The sequence below is a fragment of the Ensifer sp. genome (genome assembly GCF_031989085.1).
Lineage (GTDB): Bacteria > Pseudomonadota > Alphaproteobacteria > Rhizobiales > Rhizobiaceae > Ensifer.
In genome coordinates this window covers 1,137,964-1,164,387 of sequence record NZ_DALZXU010000001.1, presented here as the reverse complement: position 1 = coordinate 1,164,387, position 26,424 = coordinate 1,137,964, and the positions used below count along the sequence as shown (strand labels likewise).

The following is a 26,424-nucleotide window of genomic DNA, read 5'->3' as shown; positions in this document are numbered from 1 at the left end:
CGACAGGGAACGTCTTGCACAAAAGTGCTCTTCGGCTCTCCCTCTCGACCGCATGTCTCGATGCGACAGGACGGCATTTGCGGCCGGGCGTGGTTGCCTGTATTGCTCTCTCCATCGTTCACGCAGAGTGCCAGGCATGCTCAGTCCAGAATTTCTCTCCGCCTCCAATCGCCTCACGATCGACCTCAACGCATTGGCAGACAACTGGCGTTTCATGAACGCCCGCTCCGGCAAGGCGCGCGCTGCAGCCGTCCTGAAGGCCGATGCCTACGGGCTCGGCATCGAAGACGCAGCCCCCTCACTCTACGCTGCCGGCGCCCGCGACTTCTTCGTCGCCAACGCGGAAGAAGGGGCTTACCTGCGTGCGCTCCTGCCCGAAAGCCGCATCTACATCCTCGCCGGCATGTGGCCCGGCAACGAGGCGCTGTTCTTCGACAACGACCTGGTGCCGGTGATCAACTCCGAGCAGCAGCTGGCCGTCTTCATGGCAGCGCTTTCCGAGCGGGGCGACCATCCTTGCGTGCTGCATGTCGATACCGGCATGAACCGCCTGGGGCTGTCGGTCGAGGAAGCCGTCGCTGTTGCCAACGATCCGGCCCGCCCGGCGAGCTTTTCTCCCGTCCTGATCATGAGCCACCTCGCCTGCGCCGACGACCCGCACAACCCGCTCAATGCGTATCAACTCAAGCGCTTCCGCGAAGCGAGCGCCGCATTCGAAGGCGTCGACGCGAGCCTTGCCAATTCCGGCGGCGTCTTCCTGGGCAGCGACTATCATTTCGAACTGACGCGGCCGGGCATCGCCGTCTATGGCGGCGAAGCGGTCAATGACGTGGCCAACCCGATGAAACCGGTCGTCACCGCCGAAGCGCGCATCATCCAGATACGCAGCGTCGCCTCCGGCGGCCACGCCAGCTACGGCGCGTCGGCGCGTTTCAACCGCGACAGCCGCATCGCCACGGTTTCCGTCGGTTATGCCGATGGCTACCACCGCTCGGTCTCCGGCGGCGGCGTCACCCTCAGGCAGGCGACACCTTCGGGCGCTTTCGGTTTTCTGCACGGCCACAAGGTGCCGCATGTCGGCCGCGTGACGATGGATCTCAGCCTCTTCGATGTCACCGACCTCCCGGAAAATGCTGTCCGCCCCGGGGATTATATCGAGCTCTTCGGCCGGCATATCGCCGTCGACGACGTGGCACGCGCCGGCGGCACGATCGGCTATGAGATGCTGACCAGTCTCGGCCACCGCTACGAGCGTCACTATATCGGCGCCGTCTGAGACGAAGCTTGCGCCGATACTTGACGGTCCGTCGCTGAAAATCACCTTTTGTTCCGCGTTTAGCGGCATTATGTGAAGGCAAAAGTGATTCTCCGATCATCGGCTGCATCGCCGCTGGCGATGCGCCGACGTCCCTGCCCTGTGAAAGTCGTTTCCGATGGCGAAAGCCCGCACCCAATTCGTCTGCCAGAACTGCGGCACCATCCACACCCGCTGGGCCGGCAAGTGCGAAGGCTGCGGCGAATGGAACACGATCATCGAGGATGACCCGACCGCCGGCATCGGCGGCGGCCCGTCCCGTGCCCCGAAAAAGGGACGTCCCGTCGCGCTCACCACGTTGTCCGGCGAAATCGAGGATGCCCCGCGCATCCAGACCGGCATCGCCGAGCTCGACCGCGCCACCGGCGGCGGCTTCGTTCGCGGCTCGGCGCTCCTCATCGGCGGCGACCCCGGCATCGGCAAGTCGACGGTGCTGATGCAGGCCGCAGCCGCCCTTGCCCGCCAGAAGCATCGCATCATCTATGTCTCGGGCGAAGAGGCCGTGGCCCAGGTACGCCTGAGGGCGCAGCGTCTGGGCGCTGCCGACAGCGACGTGCTTTTGGCTGCCGAAACCAATGTCGAGGATATTCTCGCCACCCTTTCCGAGGGCAAGCGACCCGACCTCGTGATCATTGATTCCATCCAGACGCTCTGGAGCGACATTGTCGATTCGGCGCCGGGAACAGTTACCCAGGTGCGCACCGGCGTGCAGGCGATGATCCGCTTTGCCAAGCAGACCGGAACCGCCGTCGTGCTCGTCGGCCACGTGACCAAGGAGGGCCAGATCGCTGGACCTCGCGTCGTGGAACACATGGTCGACGCAGTCCTCTACTTCGAGGGCGACCGCGGCCATCACTACCGGATCCTGCGAACAGTCAAGAACCGCTTCGGGCCGACCGACGAGATCGGCGTCTTCGAAATGTCCGACAAGGGCCTGCGCGAGGTCGCCAACCCGTCGGAACTGTTCCTCGGCGAGCGCAATGAGAAGTCGCCGGGTGCGGCCGTCTTTGCCGGCATGGAGGGCACGCGGCCGATCCTCGTCGAAGTGCAGGCGCTGGTGGCGCCCACCTCGCTCGGCACCCCGCGCCGCGCCATTGTCGGGTGGGACTCGGCCCGGCTGTCGATGATCCTGGCCGTGCTCGAAGCCCATTGCGGTGTCCGGCTCGGCCAGCACGATGTCTACCTGAACATCGCCGGTGGCTACCGGATTTCCGAGCCGGCGGCCGACCTGGCTGTGGCTTCCGCACTGGTTTCGTCGCTTGCCGGGCTTGCCCTTCCTGCTGATTGCGTCTATTTCGGCGAAGTCAGCTTGTCGGGCGCCATCCGGCCGGTTGCGCATACCGCTCAACGCCTCAAGGAAGCCGAGAAACTCGGTTTCTCGCAGGCCGTTCTGCCAGCCGCATCGACCGAACTGCCGAAGAACGGCAATGGCCGGTGGAGCGAGCTGGAAAGCCTGCCGGATCTGGTGGCGCGCATCGCAGGATCGCGAAACGCGCTGAGGCCGGTCGAGGACGCAGATTGATGGTGCGGTTGCTGCAAGCGGCTCCAAGAGACGGCTTTTAGGCAGGCTTGGAACAACGCCCTGAATGTCAGCCAGGGCCGACGGCGGATAGGCTTGAGGAGACCCGGACGAACCGGGTTCGGAGTAAGGACAAAATGCCCATTACAATTCTCGACGGTATCGTTCTCGGCGTCGCGCTGTTTTCAGCCATCCTGGCCATGGTTCGAGGCTTCTCGCGCGAAGTCCTGTCGGTCGCCAGCTGGGTGGGCGCTGCGGCGGCGGCCTACTTCCTCTACCCGCACCTCCTGCCCTACGCCAAGCAATACACCAGCAGCGACACCGTCGCGCTGATCGGCTCGGCGGCAGTCATCTTCCTGGTCGCACTGATCATCATTTCCTTCATCACCATGCGCGTCGCCGACTTCATCATCGACAGCCGCATCGGCGCGCTTGACCGTACACTCGGCTTTCTCTTCGGCGCCGCGCGCGGCATCCTACTTGTCGTCGTCGCCATGCTGTTCTTCAACTGGCTGGTCGCTCCGCAGCAGCAGCCGGGTTGGGTCACGCAGGCGAAATCCAAGCCGCTGCTCGACAATCTCGGCAACAAGCTGATTGCCCTTCTGCCCGAAGAAGCCGATGCCACGATCCTCGACCGCCTGCGCGGCAAGGACACGACCGGCGAAGGCGAAGGCGAGGCTCCGGCCGGCACGCCCGGACAGGCACCTGCTGGCTCGCCCGACCAGGCGCCGGTCAACGACGCCCCGGCCACCAACGGCTGAGACAAGGAAAAACTGCCGACAAAGCCCGCTGCGCGGGCTTTGTCCTTTTGGGAATAACGCTAACGTCCGTTTTCAGCTAAGATTGCTTGAAGACGGCGGGCCCGATCACGATATGCGCACCGGCACGGAGCAAAGGCGACTGTGATGACCGATCTGAGATCCACGGAAATCCATGACGAAATCGATGGCGATACCCTGCACGAAGAGTGCGGTGTGTTCGGCATCCTCGGGCATTCGGATGCAGCGGCGCTCACGGCGCTCGGCCTGCACGCGCTCCAGCACCGTGGCCAGGAGGCAGCCGGCATCGTCACCTTCGACGGCAAGCAGTTCTGCACCGAAAAGCGCATGGGTCTCGTCGGCGATCACTACACCGACCCCGCGACGCTTGCAAAGCTGCCGGGCTTCATGTCCATCGGCCACACCCGCTACTCGACCACAGGCGAAGTGGCGCTGCGCAACGTCCAGCCGCTCTTTGCCGAGTTGCAGGAAGGCGGCATTGCGATTGCCCACAACGGCAACTTCACCAACGGCCTGACGCTGCGTCGCCAGATCATCGCCGACGGCGCCATCTGTCAGTCGACCTCGGATACCGAAGTCGTGCTTCACCTCATCGCCCGCTCCAAGCACGCCTCGACCACCGACCGCTTCGCCGATGCGATCGCCCAGGTCGAAGGCGGCTACTCGATGCTGGCGCTGACGCGCACCAAGCTGATCGCTGCCCGTGACCCGCACGGCATCCGTCCCCTCGTCATGGGCGAGCTCGACGGCAAGCCGATCTTCTGCTCGGAAACCTGCGCGCTCGACATCATCGGCGCCAAGTTCGTTCGCGACGTCGAGAACGGCGAAATCATCATCTGCGAGATCCAGGCCGACGGCTCGATCTCGATCGACGCCCGCAAGCCGGTCGCCCCGCAACCGGAGCGGCTCTGCCTGTTCGAATACGTCTATTTCGCCCGGCCGGATTCGGTCGTCGGCGGCCGCAACGTCTATGTCGCGCGCAAGAACATGGGCCAGAATCTCGCCAAGGAAGCGCCTGTCGAAGCCGACGTCGTCGTGCCAGTGCCTGATGGCGGCACGCCCGCCGCGATCGGCTACGCACAGCAGAGCGGCATTCCGTTCGAACTCGGCATCATCCGCAACCATTATGTCGGCCGCACCTTCATCGAGCCGACGCAGCAGATCCGCGCCTTCGGCGTCAAGCTGAAGCACTCGGCCAATCGTGCGATGATCGAGGGCAAGCGCGTCGTGCTGGTCGACGATTCGATCGTTCGCGGCACCACGTCGGTCAAGATCGTGCAGATGATCCGCGATGCCGGCGCCAGCGAAGTGCATGTGCGCGTCGCCAGCCCGATGATCTTCCATCCCGATTTCTACGGCATCGACACGCCGGACCGCGACAAGCTGCTCGCCAACCAGCACGCCGACCTTGCCTCCATGTGCCGCTTCATCGGTGCGGACTCGCTCGAATTCCTGTCGATCGACGGGCTTTACGAGGCCGTCGGCGGCGTCAAGCGCGACCCCAAGGCGCCGCAGTTTACCGACCACTATTTCACCGGGGACTATCCGACCCGCCTTCTCGACCAGGAAGGCGCCAGCAACGTCCGCAAACTCTCGGTTCTCGCCAGCAACGGATAATCAGACAATAAAATGACGATCAATTTGAAAGACCGGGTCGCCGTCGTCACCGGCGCATCGCGCGGTATCGGCTATTTCACGGCCCTCGAACTTGCCAAGGCTGGCGCCCACGTGGTTGCCTGCGCCCGCACCGTCGGCGGCCTCGAGGAACTCGACGACGCCATCAAGGCTGTCGGCGGCTCGGCCACGCTCGTTCCCTTCGATCTCGCCGACATGGCTGCGATCGACAAGCTCGGCGGCGCGATCAACGAGCGCTGGGGCAAGCTCGACATCATGGTGGCCAATGCCGGCGTGCTCGGCACGATCTCGCCGATCGGCCATGTCGAGGCCAAGGTGTTCGACAAGGTGATGACCATCAACGTCAACGCCACCTGGCGCCTGATCCGCACGCTCGAGCCGTTGCTGATCAAGTCCGACGCCGGACGCGCGCTCATCCTTTCGTCAAGCGCTGCGCACAAGTGCAAGCCGTTCTGGGGCCCCTACTCCGCCTCGAAGGCCGCAGTCGAGGCGCTGGCCCGCACCTGGGCCGGCGAGACCCAGCGGCTTCCGTTGCGTATCCTCAGCGTCGATCCGGGTGCGACACGCACCGCGATGCGTGCCCAGGCGATGCCCGGCGAAGATCCGGAAACCGTGCCACATCCCTCCGAGGTCGCAGCCAAGCTTCTGCCACTGGTCGGCCCCGATCAGACCGAGACCGGCAAGCTCTACATCGTTCGCGAAGACAAGATCGTCGACTACCGCATGCCGGAGTAACGATCGCCGCAGAACCGGAATGAAAAAGGCCACCGTGTTTCCACGGTGGCCTTCCTGTTTGTACTGTCGTTGTCGACAAGCGGGTCGGCGCTTTCGCGCCAGCCGTCTTACTCTTTGTCGCCCGGCAGGCCATCGCCGCCATGGGCGGGATGGGCGGGCCAGTCGCCGCCATACTTGCGCTGCCATGAGCGCGCGCCGAACGGCAGCGTGATCAGATAGCCAAGCGCCGTCACCGCCATGGTCTCCCAGGTATAGGTCATCAGCGTCGCCACATAGAAGACGACGACGAGAATAACCGGCAGCACGAGATCGCGGCGCACGCGGCTTTCCGACTTGCCCGACCAGACTGGCAGGCGGCTGACCAGCAGGAAGGCAATCAGGACCGTGTAGGCCGATGCGATCAGCGCCATGGTACGCTCGGGCGCCAGGCCCAGCAGGCCGAGATAGACAGGCAGCAGCACCAGCATCGCACCTGCGGGCGCCGGCACGCCGACGAAATATTCCGACTGCCACGCTGCCTTCGACTGGCGTTCCGCCATGACGTTGAAGCGCGCCAGCCGCAGTCCGCAGGCAATCGCGTAGACCAGTGCGGCGATCCAGCCGATCGAGCGCGCCTGATCCAGGATGAAGACGTAGAGAACCAGCGCCGGCGCAACACCGAAATTGATGATATCGGCGAGCGAATCCATCTGGCCGCCGAAATTCGACGTCGCCTTCAAAAGGCGCGCGACGCGACCGTCGATGCCATCGAGAAAGGCTGCAAGCAGCACCATGGCAACGGCAAGCTCGATGCGGTTTTCAAAGGCAAGCCGGATGCCGGAGAGGCCCGCGCAGATCGCGAGCACGGTGATCATGTTCGGGATCATCAGCCGCAGCGGTATCTCCCGCAGCCGGGGGCCACGGCCGGTGTCGCTTGAACCGTTCGCCTCGGCCGCGATTTTCGTCGGTTCGCTCGAGTTTTCCTGTTGAGGACCTTCCATGGGAACTCCTTTATGCGCGGCGGCTGATGACAGGGCCCTTGGCCGAACCGAATTCGGCAAGCACGGTTTCACCGGCAATCGCGGTCTGGCCGAGGCTGACGCGCGGTTCGACACCTTCCGGCAGAAACACGTCGAGACGCGATCCGAAGCGGATGAGGCCGAAGCGTTCGCCGGCGTCGAGCGAGGCATTCTCGTACTTCCAGCAGATGATGCGACGGGCAACGAGGCCGGCAATCTGCACGACGCCGATGGCGCCATGCTTGGTCTGGATGACGAGACCGTTGCGCTCGTTCTCGTGGCTGGCCTTGTCGAGTTCGGCGTTGACGAACGCGCCGGCGCGATAGGCGATGCGGCTGATGGTTCCGGCCATCGGTGCACGGTTCACGTGGCAGTTGAAAACGTTCATGAACACGGAGATGCGCAGCATCGGCTCGGAACCGAGGCCCAGCTCGTCCGGCGGCGTCACCATGGCGATCGACGAAACGCGGCCGTCGGCCGGGCTGATGACAAGGTCGTCGTCGATCGGCGTCATGCGCTCGGGGTCACGGAAGAAATAGGCGCACCAGGCGGTGAGCAGGAAGCCGATCCACATCAACGGCTCCCACAGGAAGCCCAGCGCCAGCGACACGACGAAGAAGATCGCGATGAAGCGATAGCCTTCCTTGTGCACCGGGACGAGCGTGTTGCGCACCGTATTGATCAAGCTCATGAACTCTACTCCAGATTTGCTGTGGAACGTGACCTAGCGCGAAATGCCGCCCGCGGCAACGTTGCCCGCCCGACAGCGACAATACGCGTCGCGATCAGCCAATGGACCGCCGTCATACCGCCGGCTCGCCGCGGGTCACGATGCCCAGGTCGTCGCTCTCGCGCACACGTTTCAATTGTTCTTCCGCCTGGGTCGCCTCGCGCTGGCGGCTCCACATGGAAGCATAAAGTCCGTCACGATCGATCAGTTCCCCGTGCGTGCCGCGCTCGGCAATGACACCGTCCTTGAGCACGATGATCTCATCGGCGCTGATCACGGTCGAAAGTCGGTGGGCGATGACCAGCGTCGTGCGATTGCGTGACACGACGTCGAGCGCCGACTGGATTTCCTGTTCCGTGCGGGTGTCGAGCGCGGAGGTCGCCTCGTCGAGGATCAAGATCGGCGGCGCCTTCAGGATCGTGCGGGCAATGGCGACACGCTGTTTCTCGCCGCCAGAAAGCTTCAGGCCCCGCTCGCCGACCATCGCCTGGAAACCTTCGGGAAGCGACTGGATAAAGGTGGCGATCTGCGCTGCCTCGGCGGCCGCAACCACCTCTTCCTCGCTTGCCGAGACCCGACCGTAGCGGATGTTGTAGGCGATGGTGTCGTTGAAGAGCACCGTGTCCTGCGGCACCATGCCGATCACGGCGCGCAGGCTCTTCTGCGTCACATCGCGCACGTCCTGGCCGTCGATGGTGATCGTACCCTGCTGCACATCGTAAAAGCGATAGAGAAGCCGTGACAGCGTCGACTTGCCGGCACCCGACGGGCCGACGACGGCGACGGTCTTGCCTGCCGGAACTTCGAAGGTAATGCCCTTGAGGATCGGCCGCTTCGGATCATAGGCGAAATGAACGTCCTTGAAGGCGATGGCGCCGTCGGCAATGGCAAGCGGCCGCGCATCCGGACGGTCGATGACTTCGGCTTCGACGTCGAGCAGGTCGAACATGTGCTCGATGTCAGTCAGGCCCTGACGGATTTCGCGGTAGACGAAACCGATGAAATTGAGCGGAATGGCGAGCTGGATCAACATGGCATTGATGAAGACGAAATCGCCAAGCGTCTGCTCGCCGCGCTGCACGGCGAGCGCCGACATGATCATCATCACCGCCGTACCGGCACCAAAGATCATTGCCTGGCCGAAGTTGAGCCAGCCGAGCGAGGTCCAGACCTGGGTCGCGGCCTTCTCGTAACGCTCCATCGATCGGTCGAAGCGCTTGGCTTCCATCTCTTCGTTGCCGAAGTATTTGACGGTCTCGAAATTCAGCAGCGAGTCGATCGCCTTGGTGTTGGCGTCCGTATCGCTGTCGTTCATGGAGCGACGGATGGCGATGCGCCAGTCACTCGCCTTGACCGTGAACCAGATGTAGAGACAGACGGTGATGGCCGTGACCAGCAAGTAGCTGAACCCATAGCCCCACCAGAAGATCACGGCCGTCAACAGGAACTCGATCAGTGTCGGAACGCTGTTGAGGATGGTGAAGCGAACGATGGTCTCGATGCCCTTGGTACCGCGCTCGATCACGCGCGACAGGCCGCCCGTGCGCCGCTCCAGGTGGAAGCGCAAGGACAGCTGATGCATGTGCACGAAGGTCTTATAGGCCAGTTGCCGCACCGCATGCTGGCCAACGCTGGCAAACAGCGCGTCGCGCAGCTGGTTGAGCCCCGCTTGCAGCAGGCGCGCGAGGTTGTAGGCAAGCACCAGCATGACCGCGCCGCTGAGGAATTGCGGCAGGAAACCCAGCGCATCCGGCTTGTTGTTCAGCGCATCCGTCGCCCATTTGAAGAAATAGGGAACGAGGATCAGGACGACCTTGGCCACCACCAGGATGAGTGTCGCCCAGATGACCCGCAGCTTCAGATCTGCCCGGTCCGTCGGCCACATGTAGGGCCACAGGTTGACGATGGTTCGAAACGGGTTGCTCGTATCGGCCGAAATCGTCTTCGTCTGGTTTGAAGGTGCCACGTCTGGTCCGCTTTCACTCTTTCGCGCGCCGAGGGACGATCAGGCCATCATCGTTGCGCAGTCATGGCATCAGGCCCCTCACCCTCGAAAGGGCTTCAGGGCACCATTGCCATCCAATGAAAAGCGGCGCCTTGTTGAAGACGCCGCCCTGTTCGACAGATAGGTCTCCACCGACGCCGTCGCAATGCGAACGGCGTCGATGAACGGCCTATTGCTCCTGTTTCATGTGCTTCTTATGAATTTCCCGCGATTCTTCGTCGGGAAGCGCCTGGTCCGGAACGCCGAAGACCTGGCCCGGGCGAATCCGGTCTGGGTTTTCGATCTGGGCCTGGTTGGCAAGATAGATCGTGGTGTAGCGAACGCCGGCACCATAGACCCGCCGCGAGATCTGCCAGAGCGTGTCGCCGCGACGGATGATCACGGAACTCTTGCTTTCCTTCAGCGGCGCCTGCTCGACCGTTTCCGGCTGGGCCTGGGGTTCAGCGGAGGCGACGACAGGCTGCGTGGCAGCAACGTCACTGGCGACCTCGCTGCCCGCGCCCTTGACCTTCGATGTCCCCGACGCGTCGGCGACCTCACCTGTGGCGGACGGCGCGGCAACAGCCACCACGGCCGGCGTAGCCGTGCCGCGTTCGGCAAGGATCGCGCCAACGGACGCTTCAACCTTGGTCAGCGCCGCTGCAACGCTCGAAGCGTCCTGCGGTGCTTCCTTCAGAACGGCAAGCGCATCGGCGGCGGCCTTCGCCGTCCGGGCAACGTCGCTGGCAAGGGCCTGATCGGAAGTGTCGGTCAATCGGAAATCGGCAAGCGACTTCAGTGCAAATTCGCTGGCCGAGCGAGCGGCTGCGAGCTGTTCGCCCGTCGGCACCTTGCCGTCGGAGAAGAGCCCCTTCAGGAGCGCCAGTGCCTTGCCGGCTTCGGCACGCAAGCCATCAAGGCCGGCCGTCGCTGCGGCCGAAACCGGACCGGCAACGGCTGCGACCTGGGCACCTGCCGGACGGTCGAACGGCACGGATGCACGCATGACCACCTTGCTTGCGTCTTCGTTCAGCATGTCGGCGCGAATGATGTGGCTGCCAACCGAAAGCTCGATCTGGCCATCGACGACAAAGTGCCCCTTGTCGTCGGCCTTCATTTCGCCGAGCAGCTTGTCGTCGGCATAGATGCGCACCAGGGCTTTCGGCTTGGCGCTACCCGCGACGAACATTTTCGCGCCCTCGATCTCGACGGCGGTAACCTGCAACCCTACGGCTGAGCCGGGCTTGGCCGAGGCGGCCGTCGCATCATTGCTTGTCTGAGGCGTCGCCAATGCGAGTTCGGCCCGAGCCGGAGCGGTCGCTGCGGCGACTGGCGTTTCCGTCGTCTTGGCGGCAGTGCCGGCCAACGCTTCCGGCGTGGTCAGCAGCCGGCTGGCCTCGCCCGGCCGGGAGACCATGGCGAGCAGTTGGCCGGTCGGATCCTTGGGCACGGAAACCGTCGCGACCTCCTGAGAGGTCTTGGCGACGCCGTCCTTTCCGACTGCCCTGAGGGTCAGTTGATAATCTCCGGCCGGGAGCGGCTTGTCGAAGACCGCGGCGAAATCGCCGGTGACGCCGACATCGGCCGTTCCGACCACCGCAGCGCCGTTGAGGATTTCGAGCTTCGAGCCCGGGGCGGCATGGCCTGCGACCACGGTCGAACCATCGGGCTCGACACGCAGAACGTCAAATCCGGGAATGGATGCGTCTTCGACCGGCGGCTTCGCCTCCGTTCCGACGGCGGGCTGTTCGGCCGCCTTGGCTGTCTCGGCGGGCTTTGCGGAAGGCTGCGCGTTCGCGTCCGCAGTGGGCTGAGGCCCGCCGCTCGACGAAACCGCTTCACCGGTTTGGGCCGGCGCGTTCGACGCACTGTCCGCAGACGCTTCCTTGCCGCCACGCAAATTCGGTTGAACCACGAAAACCATCAACGCTGTCGCTGCCGCAAGGACAGTAAGGGCCACCCAGCCGGCCTTATTCTTGATCATGCCACTCTCCACAGGAGCGGAGCGATGCTCCGCGCATGCCCTCTCATCGGCCTAAGGCGCGGGGCTTGCGCAATCATTATAGCGCAACTGCGAGCAACCCGCCCAATTTCTTCAATCGATCCCTGAAATTGCTAGCGTTTCCGGAAGTAGCAGACAAGCAGCCCCCTGCTCTGCAAGCGTTGCGAACCCGGCTTTCCCCTCATTTTTCTTGACCCTTGCTGCGGTGCAATGTTTTTTGATCGGATGAACACCGAAAACACCACGATTCGATCCATCTGCGTCTACTGCGGCTCGCAGCCGGGGCGCGACCCGATTTACATGGAAGCCGGCCGCGCGCTCGGCCGCTCGATCGCCGACCACGGCCTGAGGCTGGTCTATGGCGGCGGCACGCGCGGCATCATGGGAGCGGTCGCCAGCGGCGTGCTTTCCAATGGCGGCGAAGTCACCGGCATCATCCCCGAATTCCTGATGGACAAGGAAGCGACCCGCCATTCGCTCGGCCAGTTGAACGAACTGATCGTGACGGCCGACATGCACGAACGCAAGCACACGATGTTCGAGCGCGCCGACGCCTTCGTGGCGCTTCCGGGCGGCATCGGCACGCTGGAAGAGATCGTCGAGATCATGACCTGGGCGCAGCTCGGCCGTCACCGCAAGCCGATGGTCTTCGGCAACATGAACAACTTCTGGAAGCCGATGCTCGACCTGTTGCAGCACATGCGCGGCGAAGGCTTCGTGCACACTGCCCATCTCGTGCAGCCGCTGGTCGTCGAAAGGGCCGAGGACATCGTGCCGGCGATCCTTGCTGCCGCAGGCGGAGCGAACTGTCGCGAGGGCGAAGCCGAGATCATCTCGCGTCTCTAGGCGGCGGCGCGTCCACTGTTCCCAAACAAAAAAAGGCGCGCCGTTCGGGCGCGCCTTTTTCGTTTGAGCGGATGCTTTACTCCGCCGCGCTGACCTGCTCGGCACGGCGTGCGCGGCTCTGGGCTAGCATCGCACCGGAATAGATGACGAGCGCTGCCCAGATCAGGCCAAACGCGATCAGCTTCGCCGTGCCGAAAGGCTCGTGGAAGACGAAGATGGCGATCAGGAAGATCATCGTCGGGGCGATGTATTGCATGATGCCGATGGTGGACAGCCGCAGCAGCTTGGCGCCGTTGGCATAGATCATCAGCGGGATGGCAGTGACGACGCCGCAGGACATCAGCCACAGCACGTCGGTCATGCCGGTATCGCCGAAGTGGCCCTGGCCGGTCGCCTCGAGCCAGATAATGTAGCCGATCGCCGGGATGCTGAGCAGCAGCACTTCGAGGAAGAAGCCCTGGTTCGGGCCGATCGGCAGCGTCTTGCGGAAGAAGGCGTAGAAGCCCCAGGAGAGGCAGAGCCCGATCGACACCCAGGGCAGGCCACCGGCGTCGAAGGCAAGCACGGCAACGGCGGATGCGGCGAGCGCGATCGCCACCATCTGCGCCGGGCTCGGCTTTTCCTTCAGAAGCAGCGCGCCGAGGAAAATCGAAAACAGCGGATTGATGTAATAGCCGAGCGCCGTCTCGATCGCCCGGCCGGCACCGATCGCCCAGACATAGATGCCCCAGTTGATGGTGATCAGCACGGCCGTCAGCGCCGCCATGCGCAGCATGCGCGGCGAACGCAGCGCAACCTTGACGTCTTCCGTGCGGCCGAGCCAGACGAGCACGAGACCTGCGAGCGGAACCGACCAGACGATGCGGTGCGCGACCACCTCCGGCGCCGGGATGTGGGCGATCGCCTTCATGAAGAAAGGCAGGAAACCCCAGAGCAAATAGGCCGTCAGCGCAAAGGCGAAGCCTTGAGCGGAATCGGTGTTTTCTGCGGGTACTTTCGCGTTCGGCTCGGCCATGGTGTTTTTCCTGATATGTTCACCGGAGGTTTTCAGGGCGTTGACGCCGGCTCCGGTCGCAAGAAAGGGCGTAGCCCATGTGGCTGGCAGACCCTTCCATGGGGCGTCGTACTCCAACGCCCCGCGATGCACCAATTCATTTCCGTGAACGGATGGTGAATTTTGCTCATGGTATAGGCAGGCTAAGCGACGTCAATCCGGTGCGCCGCTCGCCTTTTCGCCTGACCGCGGCTTACTCGGCCGCAATCAGGCCGACATGGTCTCTATTCTTCAGCAGCTTGAAGATGATGCTGTCCATCAGCGCCTGGAACGACGCGTCGATGATGTTGTCGGAGACGCCCACCGTCCACCAGCGAGCGCCCGTACCGTCGGTCGATTCGATCAGAACGCGGGTGATCGCCTCGGTCCCGCCATTAAGGATACGCACCTTGTAGTCGGCCAGCTCCAGATCCTCGATCTCGGACTGGTACTTGCCGAGATCCTTGCGCAGCGCCAGATCGAGCGCGTTGACCGGACCGTGGCCCTCGGCAACCGACATCATGGTCTCGCCATCCACCACCACCCGCACGACCGCTTCCGACACGGTCTTCAGCTGACCGTTGGCGTCGAATCGGCGCTCGACCATCACCCGGAAGCTTTCGACGTGGAAGAAGTCCGGCACGGTTCCAAGGATGCGGCTTGCCAGAAGCGCAAAGCTCGCGTCGGCGCCCTCATAGGCATAACCGGTCGCTTCGCGCTCCTTGACGATCGCGATCAGCTTGTCGAGCTTGGGATCGTCCTTGCTCACGGCGATGCCGCGGCGCTTCAGCGCGTTGATGAAGTTGGCCTTGCCGCCCTGATCCGACACCATGACCTTGCGCAGGTTGCCCACGCTTTCGGGCGCGATGTGCTCATAGGTGCGCGGATCCTTCAGAAGCGCCGAGGCATGGATCCCGGCCTTGGTGGCAAAGGCCGATGCGCCGACATAGGGTGCCTGCATGTCGGGCGAACGGTTCAACAGTTCGTCGAAAGCGTGGGAGAGCTTGGTCAACTCCTGCAGCCGGTCGGCATCGATCGCCGTTTCGAACCGGTTGGCATAGATCTCCTTCAGCGCCAGGGTCGGGATCAGCGTCACCAGATTGGCATTGCCGCAGCGCTCGCCGATGCCGTTCAGCGTCCCCTGGATCTGGCGGACGCCGGCCTCCACGGCAGCAAGCGAATTGGCGATCGCCTGGCCGGTGTCGTTATGGGCGTGGATGCCGAGATTGGCGCCGGGGATACCGGCGGCGATGACCGCCGCGACGATCTCGCGCACCTCGTGCGGCTGGGTGCCGCCATTGGTGTCGCACAGCACGATCCAGCGCGCGCCCGCTTCGAAGGCGGCCTTGGCGCAGGCAAGCGCATAAGTCGGGTTTGCCTTGTAGCCATCGAAGAAATGCTCGCAGTCGACCATCGCCTCGCGGCCGGCACCGACGACGGCTGCGACGGACAGGCTGATATTGTCGAGGTTCTCCTCGTTGGAACAGCCGAGCGCCACGGCCACGTGATAGTCCCAGCTCTTGGCGACCAGACAGATCGCGTCGCTCTTTGCCTCGATCAGGGCGGCAAGGCCCGGATCATTCGAGGCGGAAACGCCGGCGCGCTTGGTCATGCCGAAGGCGACGAAGGCCGCCTTCTTCGTGCGCTTGCGCTTGAAGAACTCCGTGTCGGTCGGGTTGGCGCCGGGATAGCCGCCCTCGACATAGTCCATGCCGAAATCGTCGAGCAGGGTGCTAATCGCAATCTTGTCCTCGACGGAAAAGTCGATGCCGGGCGTCTGCTGCCCGTCCCGTAGCGTCGTGTCGAAGAGGTAGATGCGTTCCCTGGTCATGGCTCGTTTCCAATGATGGTCGGTCGTTATTCGGTCTTGCCTGCGTAGGTGTCGGTGGCGCGGATCAGCCGGTCGAGGATGCCGGGCTCGGAATAGGCATGCCCTGCCCCCTCGATCAGGTGAAACTCCGCCTCGGGCCAGGCCTTGTGCAATTGCCAGGCATATTTGGCCGGGCACGGCATGTCGTAGCGGCCCTGGACGATGACGCCGGGAATACCGTGCAGGCGATGGGCGTCGCGCAGCAGTTGCCCATCCTCCATCCAGCCGGCATTGACGAAGAAGTGGTTCTCGATGCGCGCAAAGGCATCGGCGAACTCGTCTTCCTCGAAGCGGCCGCTGGTCGACAGTTCCGGCAACAGCGTGATCGTCTCACCTTCCCAGATGCTCCAGCTCTTGGCCGCGGCAAGTCGCGTCGCCCTGTCGTCGCTGGTCAGCCGCCGGTGGTAGGCATGCATCATCTCGTGACGCTCGTTTTCGGGGATGGGCGCGATGAAGCGTTCCCATTTGTCCGGAAACATCTCCGAGACGCCGAACTGATAGTACCAGTCGAGTTCCGCCTTGGTCAGCGTGTAGATGCCGCGCAGCACCAGTTCCGTCACTCGCTGCGGGTGTTTTTCCGCATAGGCGAGCGCCAGCGTCGAGCCCCAGGAGCCGCCGAACACAAGCCACTTCTCAACGCCTGCCATTTCGCGAAGACGCTCGATATCGGCAACGAGGTGCCAGGTGGTGTTAGCTTCGATCTGCGCATGCGGCGTCGACTGGCCACAGCCGCGCTGGTCGAACAGCGTCACGTCATAGAGCGCTGGGTCGAACAACCGGCGATGGCTGGGCGAGATCGTTCCGCCGGGTCCGCCATGCAGGAACACGGCCGGCTTTCCGCCCGGTGTTCCCACCCGTTCCCAATAGACGGAGTGACCGTCGCCGACGTCGAGGTGGCCAGACGCATAGGGTTCGATTTCCGGGTAGAGCGTGCGCAATTCAGTGGTCATCATCAGTCTTTCATCGGTGGCCAGTGCACCGTATCGTAATCGGGATGCTGGCGGTTGGTTTCAAGCACCAGCAGATGCCGGGTGGCTGACAGCTCGCTGCCGTCGTCGGTCTGACTTTCTGGAAGTTTCGACAGGCGCGAGAACCAGACCATGCGCGATTCGACGCCCGACTGGTAAACCGGCGGCAGGTCGTCGGGATCGTCGAGCGAGCCGAGCACGATGTTCAGGAAGTCCTCGTCGGGCATGTCATAGAACAGCGGCGTTCCGCAATCGTGGCAGAAGCCGCGCCGCACCAGATGCGACGAGCGGAACCAGGACGGCTGCCCGCGCGTGATGTCGAAATTGTCGCGGGCGATGTTGGCGAGCGGCATGAAGTAGTTGCCGGACGCCTTCTGGCACATCCGACAGTGACAGATATGCGCATCCGCCAGCACGCCTTCGGCGCGGTAGCGGACCGCTCCGCACTGGCAGCCGCCGGTAAAGATACGCGCGATCGTCATTTGAACGCTCCCGGCTCATGCCAGTGCTCGGTCTCGTGATCGGGGTGCTGGAAAGAGATGATGCTCTCCTGCCGGCTGTAGAAATCCGGGTCCGTCAGCGCCGGCTGGTCGAAGATGGTCTCGACCCAGGGGAGCCGCGAGGCGTGGTTGACCTGGATCTGTGGCGCGAGGTCGCTGCGATCGTCAAACGTGCCGATGGCGATCTCCAGACCGCCAGGATGGCGATAGATCATCGGGGTCCCGCACTTCGGGCAGAAGCCGCGATCGATGTTGACCGAAGACTGGAAATAGCTCGGCTCGTCACGGGTCCATTCGACGCCATCTTTCGGGGCTGTCACCAGTGCGGAGAAGAAGGAGCCGAACTGTTTCTGGCACATGCGGCAATGGCAGATCGACGGACGGCCGAGCTGTCCGCGAATGCGGAAGCGCACGGCGCCGCATTGGCACCCGCCTGTTCGAACAGTCTCCGTCATTTTTGCTTCTCCGGGGGCCAGGTTTCGGTGTCGTGATCGGGGTGCTGATAGGAAACGAGATCGGTGAGGAACGACGCGGCATCGACATCGGCCATCGTGTCTTCTCCAGGCAACTCGGGAACCCGGTCGACATAGGGCAGCTTGGCCTCGATGCCCCACTGGATCGTCGGCACGATGCCCTGCGGCTCGTCGAAGGCGGCGATCGCCAGGGCCATGCCATCGGGCGCCTCGTACGTCAGCGGCGTGCCGCAATCGCCGCAAAACCCGCGCCAGCCGAAGTTGGACGACTGGAAGCGCTTGCGCTCGCCGCGGGTCCAGGTGACGGTTGCACCGCGCACCGACACCAGCGGCAGATAGAAATTGCCGCTCGCCTTCTGGCACATGCGGCAATGACAGACGGAGGCATCGCCGAGCGCGCCCTCGACGCGGAAGCGCACGGCGCCGCACTGGCAGCCGCCGGCATAGTGTGGCCGGTTGTCGAGGCTCATCGCGACATCTCCTCAGGCCGGCACATGGCAGACCGCCTCGATGTTGTTGCCGTCGAGATCGAAGACGAAGGCGCCATAATAGTCTGGATGGTAGTGTGGCCGCAGTCCCGGCTTGCCGTTATCGCGGCCGCCGGCGGAAATTGCTGCCGCGTGGAAGGCATCGACTTCGCTGCGGCTGCGCGCCGTGAAGGCATAATGCCGGCCAGGGCCCGCAGAGGCCTCATGCAGCCAGAAGACCGGGCGCTCGCGACCATAGCCGCCGACCTTGACGCCGCCGGTATGCTCTGGCGGCACCATCATCAGGAACGAGGCTCCAAGTGGCGCGAAGGCCTGGTCATAAAAGGCCTTCGCCTTGTCGAAGTCCGCAACCGAAATGCCCGTATGGTCGATCATTGCCCGAACCCTCCCTCATGCCCCTTGGCTTACGCCACAAGGCGGCGACTGCCATCCCTTGCCCTGTCATCACTGGTCTCTGATGGTGCAAGGGATGGCAAAACATTTCACCGCTTCACATCCCAGGTCGTCACGCGCTCACCGGTCGCCGGATCCTTGCCGTCCTTCAGCTGGATTCCCTGGGACAAGAGATCGTCGCGGATCCTGTCGGCGGCGGCGAAATCTTTGGCCTTGAGCAATTCGAGGCGTGCGCGCACCCGGTCATCGACCTCGTGAACGACGGCCTCGTCGAGCTCCACCGCCTGCGGCACGATGCCGAGCAGCGTTGCGCTTGCGGCAAAGCTGCCCTTGAACGCCGTATCGCCAGCCGCTTTCTGCGCCAGCGCATGCAGCGCCTGTACGGCCGCCACCGTATTCAAATCGTCCGACAATGCCGCGACGATCGCCGGATCTGCCTCGCCCTGGACATCGCCCGGCACCGGCCATTTCGACAGCAGGTGCTCGGCCTCTTCCAGCCGCTTGATCGAGAAATCGATCGGTTCGCGATAATGCGTCATCAGCATGGCAAGGCGCAGCACGTCGCCCGGCCATTTCCGGCCGCCGAACTTCTCGGTGTGCAGCAGTTCATAGATGGTGACGAAATTGCCTTCCGACTTCGACATCTTGCGGCCTTCGACCTGCAGGAAGCCGTTGTGCATCCAGACATTCGCCATCACATCGGTGCCGTGGGCGCAACGCGACTGGGCGATCTCGTTTTCGTGGTGCGGGAAGATCAGATCGAGCCCGCCGCCATGAATATCGAAGACCTCGCCGAGATAGCGCCCGCTCATGGCCGAGCACTCGATGTGCCAGCCCGGACGCCCCCGGCCCCATGGGCTCTCCCAACCCGGCTCATGGTCGGCCGAAAGTTTCCATAGCACGAAGTCGCCCGGATGCTTCTTGTGCACCTCGACGGCGACGCGGGCGCCGGCCTGCTGCTCGTCGAGATTGCGCTTGGAAAGCTGCCCATAGTCCGGCATCGACCTGGTATCGAACAGCACCTCGCCGCCGGCCTTGTAGGCATGGCCCTTGGCAATGAGTTTCTCGATGATGTCGATCATCTGCGGAATGTTGTCGGTGGCGCGCGGCTGCACGTCAGGATCAAGGCAACCGAGCGCATTGGCGTCCTTCAGGAACTGCGTCTCGGTCTTCTCCGTCACATGCCGGATTGCCTCGTTCAGGGGAAGGCCCGGATAGTCACGCAACGCCCGCGCGTTGATCTTGTCGTCGACGTCGGTGATGTTGCGAACATAGGTCACGTTCTGCGCGCAATAGACATGGCGCAGCAGCCGGAACAGGATGTCGAAGACGATGACGGGACGCGCATTGCCGATATGGGCATAGTCGTAGACGGTGGGGCCGCAGACATACATGCGGACGTTGTCGGGATCGATCGGTCGAAACTCGACCTTCTCCCGCGTCAGCGTGTTGTACAGCTTAAGTGTCGGCACTCCACCCATTCCAAATCTCCAATACGCATGCGACCGTCAGAAATACGGCGCCCGGGAGGCCCGCGCGTTTGTCATCTTGGATTTCGGGAGACGAAAACGGCCAGGCCAGCGAAGCGCTAGCGAATAATCTTCCGGCAGATAATGCAGGTAACCGTTTTCATGGGCTCACTTATCGCGCTTCACATCGCCTCGGTCAAGTGGCCAACCCCATGCGAAGCACAGCCGGCGATCAAGGCAACGGCATGGTCATGGATTTGTCATGATTTGGCTTATCTGGGATCGCCACACGGGAGAGCGAATCGTGATGCGGATGGCCCTGCAGCACGGCTCCTGTCGCCGGGGAAAATGAGGAGGAGCGTCGTTGTCGCCCAGACGCGCGGCAGCGAGACGTTTCCGGTCAGGAATAGCATCAGGGAGTGCATGCACGTGAAGGCCGTCAAGACCACCGATATCGCCAAGACATCCGCCGACCTGGTCGAGCAGTATCGACCGCTCGGCCTGAAGGCCGTGCTCGCCGCTGCCCTGCAGGCCAAGGCAAAGCCTGCGGCCACGTTGAAGAAGCAGCCGGCGTAAACACGCCGCGGATCAGAACAGGGACATCTGCCCGTTGTCGGGCTTGTCCCCGTTCTTGTCGTCCTTTGCCGGCGCCTTGGGCAGCGACTGCGGAACAATTGCCTCCTGAATATCCGGCCCGGCATTTGCGACCTTGTTGACCTTGTCGGAGACGGGGATCGCCTCGAAGTAGTCTTCCGGCGCAGGCACCATCAGATCGAGCACCTCGCGCGGCTCCTGCGTCTTGCAGTCCAGCCAGCGGGCGAAATCTTCCGGCTGGATGATCACCGGCATGCGGTCGTGGATGGGCGCTATCGCCGCGTTGGCGCTGGTCGTCAGCACGGCACCGGTATCGACCTCCGAACCGTCAGAAGAAGACCAGGTTTCCATCAGGCCGGCAAAGGCGACGATGCCGCCTTTGCGCGGACGGATCCAATAGGCCTGCGAGGCCTCGCCGCTGCCCTTTGCCGGACGATGCCATTCGTAGAAACCGGAAGCCGGGACCAGCACGCGTCGATGACGCATCGCTGCGCGAAACGATGCCTTTTCGATCGCCGTCTCGGCGCGAGCATTGATCAGAAGCGGAAAGTCCCGGGGATCCTTGACCCAGCCGGGCGTGAACCCCCAGCGCACCAGGAGTGCGCGGCGCTGCGGCAGGTTGCTGCCCGGCCCGGCGCCGTCAGCCGCCACAACGACGATGATCGGTTGCGTCGGCGCAATATTGAACCGCGCCGGAAAGTCATCGCTTTCCAGCAGCCCGAACAGTTCGATCAATTCTTCCGGCGTCGCCGTCAGCGCAAAACGTCCGCACATGACATGGATGTGGCACTTCACGTAGGATGGGTCAACGATATCGATCGAAATTGATTCCTTCATGCCGAAGCCGCCCGAACTCGCCTCTTCCGTCATCCTCGAACGCGATGGCCGTTACCTCCTGGTGCGACGCGCCAATCCGCCGTCGGCGGACATGTATGCGTTTCCGGGCGGGCGGGCCGAGCCGGGCGAGACACCGCAACAGACCGCCTTGCGCGAATTGCAGGAAGAGACCGGCATCGACGCCCACGACCCGGTGCTGTTTGAGACCTATGACCTGCCGGGAAAGGAATCAGAGGGACGACATTTCTTTCTCTCCGTGTTCCGGGCGCAGGCGGATGCCGATGCCGTCGCCGTTGCCAGCGACGATGCGGCCGGCCTTGGCTGGTTCACGCCGCACGAAATCTTTGCGCTTCCGATTCCCGACAGCGTTCGCGAATGCGTGGAAAAGCTGGCTGACGAACGCCGTCGCCTTGAAACAGCCGCCGATTCGGACTTGAAGGAATGATGACATTCCGCCCGCTCCTCCTCCGCCTCACCGTGGCGACAGTCGTCATCGCTGCCGCGACGACTGCCGCCGCCCAGAAGACCGCGGCACCACCGCAGGACAAGGCACAGGCGCCGGCCCCCGTTGCAGTCGAGGAGAAGCCGACACCCTATGATCAGCGACTGATTCGCCTCGCGGAAGTGCTCGGATCGGTCCACTATCTGCGCAATCTCTGCGTCAAGGAGCCAGAAGATGTCTGGCGGCGCTCGATGCAGGAGCTGATCGACAAGGAAACGGTCAACGAGGAAAAGCGGCGCGAGCGGATGACGGCCGCCTTCAACCGGGGGTATCGCACCTTTGCCTCCGTATATACCGCCTGCACCCAGCCGGCGATCGTCGCGGAGCAGCGCTATCGTGCCGAAGGAGCAACACTTGCGTCAGAAATCGTCGCCCGCTTTGGAAATTAGCAATAAATTAACCTCTTTTCTCACGACCCCGTGTCGTTTCGGGAAAAGGCTGCTAAGTTCGTTAAGAGAGTGGTAAGAAGTGACAACCGGGTCACGGTCGTTCAGTTGAGGTTCAGCGGGACGACGCTAAAGTGAGCCACTTGCAGCAATGGAAGTCGCATGGAACGAATGATGGAACCAAGCCTGACCGACATCGATGACATGATCGTCCACGAGAAAATGCAGGCAGCGCTGGAACACCAGAGCGAGGCATGGGCGGACGGCATGGCTGATGGCATCGAGCCCGAGATCATCGCCGATGCGGCCATCGCGCACGCCATGCGGGAAACCGTTCGGCTTCATGGTGAAGACGGCGCGGAAGCGATGCTTAATTCGCTTCGCGAGCGCATGCTCGCCGGTGAATTTTCGCCCCAACGCTCGCTTCAGTAATATCAGGACTGCCCTTATGAGCCGGAACCATGCCAACCGGACCACTCCGGTTCGCCTTGTTACGCTGCTTCTGGCCGGTGTCGCGCTCAGCGTTCCGGTTACGACGTCGCCCGCATTCGCACTGAGTGAGCTGCAGGACGAACCCAAAGCAGTCGCGAGCGACCAGAATCCCGTCCCTCCACCAGCCCAACCCGTGGAAGACGAGGCGGATCAGGAAGAAAAGCTCCCGCTCGAAATCCCGATGCCGGACCCGCTGATCAAGAAGACGATCACGATAACGAAAGACAGCCAGCCCGCAGAAGAACCGAAGACGGTCGAACCCGTCGAAGTGCTGAGCGACGTCTCCAAGATACCGGCGCCCGTGGCGCGCATGCGCGAGCTGATCGTCGAGGCCGCTGCTTCCGGCGATATAGAGCGGCTGCGCCCGCTACTCGGCAAGGGCCCGACACAGACCCAGGTTACTGGCGTCAGCGCCGATGAAGATCCGATCGCGATCCTGAAAAGCCTGTCCGGCGACCAGGATGGCGTCGAGATCCTGGCAATCCTGCTCGACGTGCTTTCGACCGGTTTCGTCCAGGTCGACAAGGGTACGCCGCAGGAAGCCTATGTCTGGCCGTATTTCGCCGAAAAGCCGCTGGCATCGCTGACGGCCCCTGAAAAAGTCGATCTTTTCCGTCTGGTGACGGCGGGGGACTTCGCCGACATGGAAGAGTTCGGCAGCTACAATTTCTACCGGGTCGGCATCATGCCCGACGGCAAGTGGAAATTTTTCATCGCCGGGGACTAAAGCGCTTCATCTTTCAAACGGAAGCGCCCTAAGCGCCGGCAACACGCTTGCCGTTCATCCCTGAACATCCTACCTGTTCGGCAATGTGAACAGGATTTGAGCCATGCCCAGAGTTCGCCTCGACGACCGCGCGATCGTCTCCGTTTCCGGCAAGGATGCGGAAGATCTTCTCCAGGGATTGATCACCACCGATCTCGACGCCCTCACCGCCGATGAGGCGAGACCCGGCGCGCTTCTGACGCCGCAGGGGAAGATCCTGTTCGATTTCATGATTTCGCGCGACGGCGACGGTTTCAGGCTCGAGACAGCAGCAGATCAGGCCGAAGCGCTGCTGAAGCGGCTGACCATGTACAAGCTGCGCTCAGCGGTGACGCTTGCGCTCGACACCGAGACGCCCACGGTCATAACCTTCGACGAGCCCCAGGCATCAGGCTATCGCGACCACCGATTCGAGAAGGCCGGCGCTTCCGTGTTCCGCTCCTACGGCGAGGCCGCGACGGATGCGGCGTCCGCCAGCGATCTCGACCAGCTCAGGATCACTTCCGGCATTGCGGTTTCCGGCTTCGATTTCGCATTGCAGGATGCGTTCCCGCATGACGTGCTGATGGACAAGAACGGTGCGCTCTCCTTCCGCAAGGGCTGCTATGTCGGCCAGGAAGTGGTGTCGCGCATGCAGCACCGCGGCACGCCGCGCCGCCGCGTGGTCATCGTTGCCGGCGCGTCGGCCCTGCCGGACAGCGGCACGGCGATCACCGCCGAAGGCAAGTCGATCGGAACGCTCGGCACGGTGCGCGGCGCATCAGCGCTCGCGATCGTGCGCATCGACAAGGCTGGCGAAGCGATGGCCAACGGCGTTCCCCTTCTGGCCGGCGACGTTCCCGTGACGTTGACTTTGCCAGCCTGGACGGGGCTTGCCTTTCCGACCACCGCCGACGAGGCAAGCGCATGACGTCGACGCGTGCCTGGCAGCGCATGCTTTCCGGAAGGCGCCTCGACCTGCTCGACCCCTCGCCGCTCGACGTCGAGATTAGCGACATCGCCCACGGCCTTGCCCGTGTTGCCCGCTGGAACGGCCAGACGGCCGGCGACCACGCCTTTTCCGTCGCCCAGCACAGCCTGATGGTCGAGGACATCTTCCGGCGCATCCATAAGTGCAATGCCGACGACTGCCTGTTCGCATTGCTGCATGACGCGCCCGAATATGTGATCGGCGACATGATCTCACCCTTCAAGGCGGTGGTCGGCGGCGGCTACAAGCTGGTCGAGAGCCGGCTGGAAAGCGCCATTCATTTGCGCTTCGGACTGCCCGCCCATTGTTCGAAGGATCTGAAGGACCGGATCAAGAAGGCGGACCACATCGCCGCCTATTTCGAGGCAACTGTGCTTGCCGGCTTCTCGACGGAGGAAGCCCGGAAGTTTTTCGGTCAGCCGCGCGGCATTACCCGGGACGGGCTGCTGATCGACCCCTTGCCGGCGACCGAGGCTCAGCGTCTGTTCACCGAGCGCTTCGCGGCGCTCGAAACGGAACGCACCATCACGAAAGCAGATATCTGAGATGTCCAGAATCGTCGTAGCGCCGCTTGCCCGCATCGCCGAAATGGCCGTGCGCCATGGCTGCACGGAAATGCTGAGCCTGGTCGCCAAGGGTCAGGACTTTCATCGCCCCGCCGTCATCGCCAAGGCGCGGCATCTGACGCTTGGAATGAACGATATCAGCTTTGCCGGGACCGGCGGGCTGATCGCGCCGCAGGAAGAGCATGTCCAGGCGATCGTCGCCTTTGCCAAGGACTGGGACCGGGCCCGTCCGCTGCTCGTGCATTGCTGGATGGGCGTGTCGCGCTCACCGGCCGCCGCTTTGATCGCGGCCCTCGCCGTCGAGCCCGAACAGGACGACCAGGCCCTGGTCGACCGGCTGAGGCTCGCCTCGCCCTATGCGACCCCGAACTCGAGGCTCGTTGAAATCGGCGACGCCGTCCTGTCGCGCGGCGGGCGCCTCGTCGCGGCCGTGCGCTCGATCGGCCGTGGCGCCGATACCGACGGCAATGTGCCCTTCGTGCTGTCGCTTGCTGCCGAGCCCGCCCATGCTGGCGACTGAGACGCAGGCGGTCACGGTCGAAATCGGCCTCAATGCGGCGATCGTCGCGGTGGTGAACCGCAGCCCGCGCATTCTGGCGATCAACGAGGCGGATGGCGACGCGCGCGACAGCCTGCCCTTCGGTCCCTTCGATCCCGCCCGCCACCGAACCTTCGAGACCAGCCTGCGCGACCGGGTGGAAAAGCGCACCGCCCTCAAGCTCGGCTATATCGAACAGCTCTATACCTTCGGCGACCGCGGTCGCCAGCGACTGCCAGGTGAAGAAGGCAAGCACATGGTCTCGGTCGGTTACCTTGCCTTGACGCGGACCGACACCGAAAACACCGAACGACTGGCCGAAGCCGGCGCACACTGGCGCGACTGGTACGGCTATCTGCCCTGGGAAGACTGGCGGCAGGGTCGGCCTGTCATCCTTGATCAGGTGATCCTGCCTGCTTTGTCGCGGTGGGAACTTGGTGTCGCCGACGACGAGCGCATGGCGCCGGGCGCGCAGCGGCGCGCCCGCATCCGACTTGCGTTCGGTCTCGGCGACTTCCCCTGGGACGAGGAACGGGTGCTCGAGCGCTACGAACTGCTCTACGAGGCTGGTCTCGTGCGCGAAGCGGCAATCGACGGCCGCTCGCGCGAAGACAATGCCGCGGCCGGACAAGCCATGCGCCACGATCACCGCCGCATCGTCGCGACGGCGATCGCCCGTCTGCGTGGCAAGATCAAGTACCGGCCGGTGATCTTCGAGCTGATGCCGCCCGAGTTCACGCTCACCGACCTGCAGGCGACCGTCGAGGCGATTTCCGGCCGGCATCTGCACAAGCAGAATTTCCGACGGCTGGTTGAAGGCGCCGAACTGGTGGAGCCGACCGGCATGACGCTCGCCTCGACCGGCGGCAGACCGGCCGCACTCTTCCGTTTCCGCCGCCAGATCCTCGACGAGCGTCCGGCCCCGGGCCTCAAGGTCGGAGGTCGCTCGTCGTCCGCTTAGCATTCGGAAAGCGGCCGTGCAGTCTTGGTGGCGATAACATGGCTGTTTCAGCGTTTAATGCTGGCCGCATCTAAC

Annotated in this window: 28 protein-coding genes; 15 read left to right on the top strand and 13 right to left on the bottom strand. The window is 63.4% G+C overall.

Annotated features, from left to right (window positions below; genetic code table 11):
* Positions 1–136 precede the first annotated feature (136 nt).
* The 5 genes from alr to RTP54_RS05625 all read left to right on the top strand — a co-directional run bounded on the left by alr (position 137) and on the right by RTP54_RS05625 (position 5,983).
* Positions 137–1,276 carry an alanine racemase gene (alr, locus tag RTP54_RS05645; RefSeq protein WP_312361480.1) on the top strand — a complete coding sequence of 380 codons (1,140 nt, stop codon included), beginning with the start codon at positions 137–139 and terminating at the stop codon, positions 1,274–1,276.
* 157 nt (positions 1,277–1,433) lie between these two features.
* Positions 1,434–2,837 (top strand): DNA repair protein RadA, encoded by a 1,404-nt coding sequence (gene radA / locus RTP54_RS05640; RefSeq protein WP_112810045.1) that lies wholly within the window; start codon positions 1,434–1,436, stop codon positions 2,835–2,837.
* Between the two features lie 134 nt (positions 2,838–2,971).
* Complete coding sequence (locus RTP54_RS05635; protein ID WP_112810046.1) at positions 2,972–3,595, top strand: CvpA family protein; 624 nt, start codon at positions 2,972–2,974, stop codon at positions 3,593–3,595.
* A 144-nt stretch (positions 3,596–3,739) separates the two neighbouring features.
* Positions 3,740–5,230, top strand: a complete 1,491-nt coding sequence (purF, locus tag RTP54_RS05630; RefSeq protein ID WP_112810047.1) for an amidophosphoribosyltransferase — start codon at positions 3,740–3,742, stop codon at positions 5,228–5,230.
* Between the two features lie 12 nt (positions 5,231–5,242).
* Complete coding sequence (locus RTP54_RS05625; RefSeq protein ID WP_112810048.1) at positions 5,243–5,983, top strand: SDR family NAD(P)-dependent oxidoreductase; 741 nt, start codon at positions 5,243–5,245, stop codon at positions 5,981–5,983.
* Positions 5,984–6,090: 107 nt separating this feature from the next.
* Here the strand turns inward: RTP54_RS05625 and pssA are convergent, their stop codons facing one another.
* The 4 genes from pssA to RTP54_RS05605 form a co-directional block, all read right to left on the bottom strand.
* The gene (gene pssA / locus RTP54_RS05620; protein ID WP_112810049.1) at positions 6,091–6,963 is read right to left on the bottom strand and encodes a CDP-diacylglycerol--serine O-phosphatidyltransferase; all 873 of its coding nucleotides are present in this window, start codon (positions 6,961–6,963) and stop codon (positions 6,091–6,093) included.
* A gap of 10 nt (positions 6,964–6,973) precedes the next feature.
* Positions 6,974–7,672: a phosphatidylserine decarboxylase gene (locus tag RTP54_RS05615; protein WP_112810050.1), complete on the bottom strand. Its 699-nt coding sequence runs from the start codon at positions 7,670–7,672 to the stop codon at positions 6,974–6,976.
* 112 nt (positions 7,673–7,784) lie between these two features.
* The gene (locus RTP54_RS05610; protein WP_312361475.1) at positions 7,785–9,677 is read right to left on the bottom strand and encodes an ABC transporter ATP-binding protein/permease; all 1,893 of its coding nucleotides are present in this window, start codon (positions 9,675–9,677) and stop codon (positions 7,785–7,787) included.
* A 208-nt stretch (positions 9,678–9,885) separates the two neighbouring features.
* Positions 9,886–11,679, bottom strand: coding sequence for a LysM peptidoglycan-binding domain-containing protein (locus RTP54_RS05605; protein WP_312361474.1), 1,794 nt, complete (start codon positions 11,677–11,679; stop codon positions 9,886–9,888).
* A gap of 243 nt (positions 11,680–11,922) precedes the next feature.
* Between RTP54_RS05605 and RTP54_RS05600 the strand changes: the two genes are divergently transcribed.
* A complete protein-coding gene (locus tag RTP54_RS05600) occupies positions 11,923–12,543 on the top strand; it encodes a TIGR00730 family Rossman fold protein (protein WP_312361472.1) in 621 nt (206 codons plus the stop codon).
* Positions 12,544–12,619: 76 nt separating this feature from the next.
* Here RTP54_RS05600 and rarD read toward each other — a convergent pair whose 3' ends face one another.
* From rarD to cysS, 8 genes are all read right to left on the bottom strand, one after another.
* Positions 12,620–13,558: an EamA family transporter RarD gene (gene rarD, locus RTP54_RS05595; RefSeq protein ID WP_112810054.1), complete on the bottom strand. Its 939-nt coding sequence runs from the start codon at positions 13,556–13,558 to the stop codon at positions 12,620–12,622.
* Between the two features lie 232 nt (positions 13,559–13,790).
* Entirely contained in the window at positions 13,791–15,407 is a 1,617-nt protein-coding gene (cimA, locus tag RTP54_RS05590; RefSeq protein WP_312361470.1) for a citramalate synthase, read from the bottom strand.
* Positions 15,408–15,433: 26 nt separating this feature from the next.
* Positions 15,434–16,396: a prolyl aminopeptidase gene (gene pip / locus RTP54_RS05585; protein WP_312363186.1), complete on the bottom strand. Its 963-nt coding sequence runs from the start codon at positions 16,394–16,396 to the stop codon at positions 15,434–15,436.
* A gap of 2 nt (positions 16,397–16,398) precedes the next feature.
* Positions 16,399–16,896, bottom strand: coding sequence for a GFA family protein (locus RTP54_RS05580; RefSeq protein WP_112810056.1), 498 nt, complete (start codon positions 16,894–16,896; stop codon positions 16,399–16,401).
* A complete protein-coding gene (locus RTP54_RS05575) occupies positions 16,893–17,369 on the bottom strand; it encodes a GFA family protein (protein ID WP_312361469.1) in 477 nt (158 codons plus the stop codon). The genes RTP54_RS05580 and RTP54_RS05575 overlap by 4 nt, the downstream gene beginning before the upstream one ends.
* A complete protein-coding gene (locus RTP54_RS05570; RefSeq protein ID WP_312361468.1) occupies positions 17,366–17,857 on the bottom strand; it encodes a GFA family protein in 492 nt (163 codons plus the stop codon). The genes RTP54_RS05575 and RTP54_RS05570 overlap by 4 nt, the downstream gene beginning before the upstream one ends.
* Before the next feature lie 12 nt (positions 17,858–17,869).
* A complete protein-coding gene (locus RTP54_RS05565; protein WP_312361467.1) occupies positions 17,870–18,250 on the bottom strand; it encodes a VOC family protein in 381 nt (126 codons plus the stop codon).
* A gap of 107 nt (positions 18,251–18,357) precedes the next feature.
* Positions 18,358–19,749, bottom strand: a complete 1,392-nt coding sequence (gene cysS / locus RTP54_RS05560) for a cysteine--tRNA ligase (RefSeq protein WP_312361465.1) — start codon at positions 19,747–19,749, stop codon at positions 18,358–18,360.
* Between the two features lie 417 nt (positions 19,750–20,166).
* On the opposite strand from cysS, the gene RTP54_RS05555 reads away from it, so the two are divergent.
* On the top strand, positions 20,167–20,313 hold the full coding sequence (locus RTP54_RS05555) for a hypothetical protein (protein ID WP_162703548.1): 147 nt from the start codon (positions 20,167–20,169) through the stop codon (positions 20,311–20,313).
* A gap of 12 nt (positions 20,314–20,325) precedes the next feature.
* Here the strand turns inward: RTP54_RS05555 and RTP54_RS05550 are convergent, their stop codons facing one another.
* A complete protein-coding gene (locus tag RTP54_RS05550; RefSeq protein WP_312363184.1) occupies positions 20,326–21,105 on the bottom strand; it encodes an SOS response-associated peptidase in 780 nt (259 codons plus the stop codon).
* 61 nt (positions 21,106–21,166) lie between these two features.
* Between RTP54_RS05550 and RTP54_RS05545 the strand changes: the two genes are divergently transcribed.
* The 8 genes from RTP54_RS05545 (at position 21,167) to RTP54_RS05510 (ending at position 26,349) form a co-directional block, all read left to right on the top strand.
* Positions 21,167–21,613, top strand: a complete 447-nt coding sequence (locus RTP54_RS05545) for an NUDIX hydrolase (protein ID WP_112810061.1) — start codon at positions 21,167–21,169, stop codon at positions 21,611–21,613.
* The gene (locus RTP54_RS05540) at positions 21,613–22,059 is read left to right on the top strand and encodes a TIGR02301 family protein (protein ID WP_112810098.1); all 447 of its coding nucleotides are present in this window, start codon (positions 21,613–21,615) and stop codon (positions 22,057–22,059) included. Before RTP54_RS05545 ends, RTP54_RS05540 begins: the two co-directional genes overlap by 1 nt.
* A gap of 159 nt (positions 22,060–22,218) precedes the next feature.
* Complete coding sequence (locus RTP54_RS05535) at positions 22,219–22,488, top strand: hypothetical protein (protein ID WP_112810062.1); 270 nt, start codon at positions 22,219–22,221, stop codon at positions 22,486–22,488.
* Between the two features lie 16 nt (positions 22,489–22,504).
* Positions 22,505–23,275, top strand: coding sequence for a hypothetical protein (locus RTP54_RS05530; protein ID WP_312361463.1), 771 nt, complete (start codon positions 22,505–22,507; stop codon positions 23,273–23,275).
* A gap of 103 nt (positions 23,276–23,378) precedes the next feature.
* Entirely contained in the window at positions 23,379–24,224 is an 846-nt protein-coding gene (locus RTP54_RS05525) for a folate-binding protein YgfZ (RefSeq protein WP_312361461.1), read from the top strand.
* Positions 24,221–24,829: an HD family hydrolase gene (locus RTP54_RS05520; protein ID WP_312361460.1), complete on the top strand. Its 609-nt coding sequence runs from the start codon at positions 24,221–24,223 to the stop codon at positions 24,827–24,829. Before RTP54_RS05525 ends, RTP54_RS05520 begins: the two co-directional genes overlap by 4 nt.
* Position 24,830: 1 nt before the next feature.
* Positions 24,831–25,370 carry a tyrosine phosphatase family protein gene (locus RTP54_RS05515; protein WP_312361459.1) on the top strand — a complete coding sequence of 180 codons (540 nt, stop codon included), beginning with the start codon at positions 24,831–24,833 and terminating at the stop codon, positions 25,368–25,370.
* Positions 25,357–26,349 (top strand): NUDIX hydrolase, encoded by a 993-nt coding sequence (locus tag RTP54_RS05510; protein WP_112817531.1) that lies wholly within the window; start codon positions 25,357–25,359, stop codon positions 26,347–26,349. Before RTP54_RS05515 ends, RTP54_RS05510 begins: the two co-directional genes overlap by 14 nt.
* Positions 26,350–26,424: the final 75 nt, after the last annotated feature.

Excerpts from the sequence above, each read along its gene's own strand:
- pssA (WP_112810049.1), bottom strand. The coding sequence starts at position 6,963 with ATGGAAGGTCCTCAACAGGAAAACTCGAGCGAACCGACGAAAATCGCG.
- cysS (WP_312361465.1), bottom strand. The coding sequence starts at position 19,749 with ATGGGTGGAGTGCCGACACTTAAGCTGTACAACACGCTGACGCGGGAG.
- alr (WP_312361480.1), top strand. The coding sequence starts at position 137 with ATGCTCAGTCCAGAATTTCTCTCCGCCTCCAATCGCCTCACGATCGAC.
- RTP54_RS05565 (WP_312361467.1), bottom strand. The coding sequence starts at position 18,250 with ATGATCGACCATACGGGCATTTCGGTTGCGGACTTCGACAAGGCGAAG.
- RTP54_RS05570 (WP_312361468.1), bottom strand. The coding sequence starts at position 17,857 with ATGAGCCTCGACAACCGGCCACACTATGCCGGCGGCTGCCAGTGCGGC.
- RTP54_RS05525 (WP_312361461.1), top strand. The coding sequence starts at position 23,379 with ATGCCCAGAGTTCGCCTCGACGACCGCGCGATCGTCTCCGTTTCCGGC.
- pip (WP_312363186.1), bottom strand. The coding sequence starts at position 16,396 with ATGACCACTGAATTGCGCACGCTCTACCCGGAAATCGAACCCTATGCG.
- RTP54_RS05540 (WP_112810098.1), top strand. The coding sequence starts at position 21,613 with ATGACATTCCGCCCGCTCCTCCTCCGCCTCACCGTGGCGACAGTCGTC.
- RTP54_RS05605 (WP_312361474.1), bottom strand. The coding sequence starts at position 11,679 with ATGATCAAGAATAAGGCCGGCTGGGTGGCCCTTACTGTCCTTGCGGCA.
- RTP54_RS05600 (WP_312361472.1), top strand. The coding sequence starts at position 11,923 with ATGAACACCGAAAACACCACGATTCGATCCATCTGCGTCTACTGCGGC.
- RTP54_RS05535 (WP_112810062.1), top strand. The coding sequence starts at position 22,219 with ATGGAACGAATGATGGAACCAAGCCTGACCGACATCGATGACATGATC.
- RTP54_RS05545 (WP_112810061.1), top strand. The coding sequence starts at position 21,167 with ATGCCGAAGCCGCCCGAACTCGCCTCTTCCGTCATCCTCGAACGCGAT.
- RTP54_RS05510 (WP_112817531.1), top strand. The coding sequence starts at position 25,357 with ATGCTGGCGACTGAGACGCAGGCGGTCACGGTCGAAATCGGCCTCAAT.
- RTP54_RS05520 (WP_312361460.1), top strand. The coding sequence starts at position 24,221 with ATGACGTCGACGCGTGCCTGGCAGCGCATGCTTTCCGGAAGGCGCCTC.
- RTP54_RS05635 (WP_112810046.1), top strand. The coding sequence starts at position 2,972 with ATGCCCATTACAATTCTCGACGGTATCGTTCTCGGCGTCGCGCTGTTT.
- RTP54_RS05530 (WP_312361463.1), top strand. The coding sequence starts at position 22,505 with ATGAGCCGGAACCATGCCAACCGGACCACTCCGGTTCGCCTTGTTACG.
- RTP54_RS05550 (WP_312363184.1), bottom strand. The coding sequence starts at position 21,105 with ATGTGCGGACGTTTTGCGCTGACGGCGACGCCGGAAGAATTGATCGAA.
- RTP54_RS05515 (WP_312361459.1), top strand. The coding sequence starts at position 24,831 with ATGTCCAGAATCGTCGTAGCGCCGCTTGCCCGCATCGCCGAAATGGCC.
- RTP54_RS05625 (WP_112810048.1), top strand. The coding sequence starts at position 5,243 with ATGACGATCAATTTGAAAGACCGGGTCGCCGTCGTCACCGGCGCATCG.
- RTP54_RS05580 (WP_112810056.1), bottom strand. The coding sequence starts at position 16,896 with ATGACGATCGCGCGTATCTTTACCGGCGGCTGCCAGTGCGGAGCGGTC.
- rarD (WP_112810054.1), bottom strand. The coding sequence starts at position 13,558 with ATGGCCGAGCCGAACGCGAAAGTACCCGCAGAAAACACCGATTCCGCT.
- purF (WP_112810047.1), top strand. The coding sequence starts at position 3,740 with ATGACCGATCTGAGATCCACGGAAATCCATGACGAAATCGATGGCGAT.
- radA (WP_112810045.1), top strand. The coding sequence starts at position 1,434 with ATGGCGAAAGCCCGCACCCAATTCGTCTGCCAGAACTGCGGCACCATC.
- cimA (WP_312361470.1), bottom strand. The coding sequence starts at position 15,407 with ATGACCAGGGAACGCATCTACCTCTTCGACACGACGCTACGGGACGGG.
- RTP54_RS05615 (WP_112810050.1), bottom strand. The coding sequence starts at position 7,672 with ATGAGCTTGATCAATACGGTGCGCAACACGCTCGTCCCGGTGCACAAG.
- RTP54_RS05575 (WP_312361469.1), bottom strand. The coding sequence starts at position 17,369 with ATGACGGAGACTGTTCGAACAGGCGGGTGCCAATGCGGCGCCGTGCGC.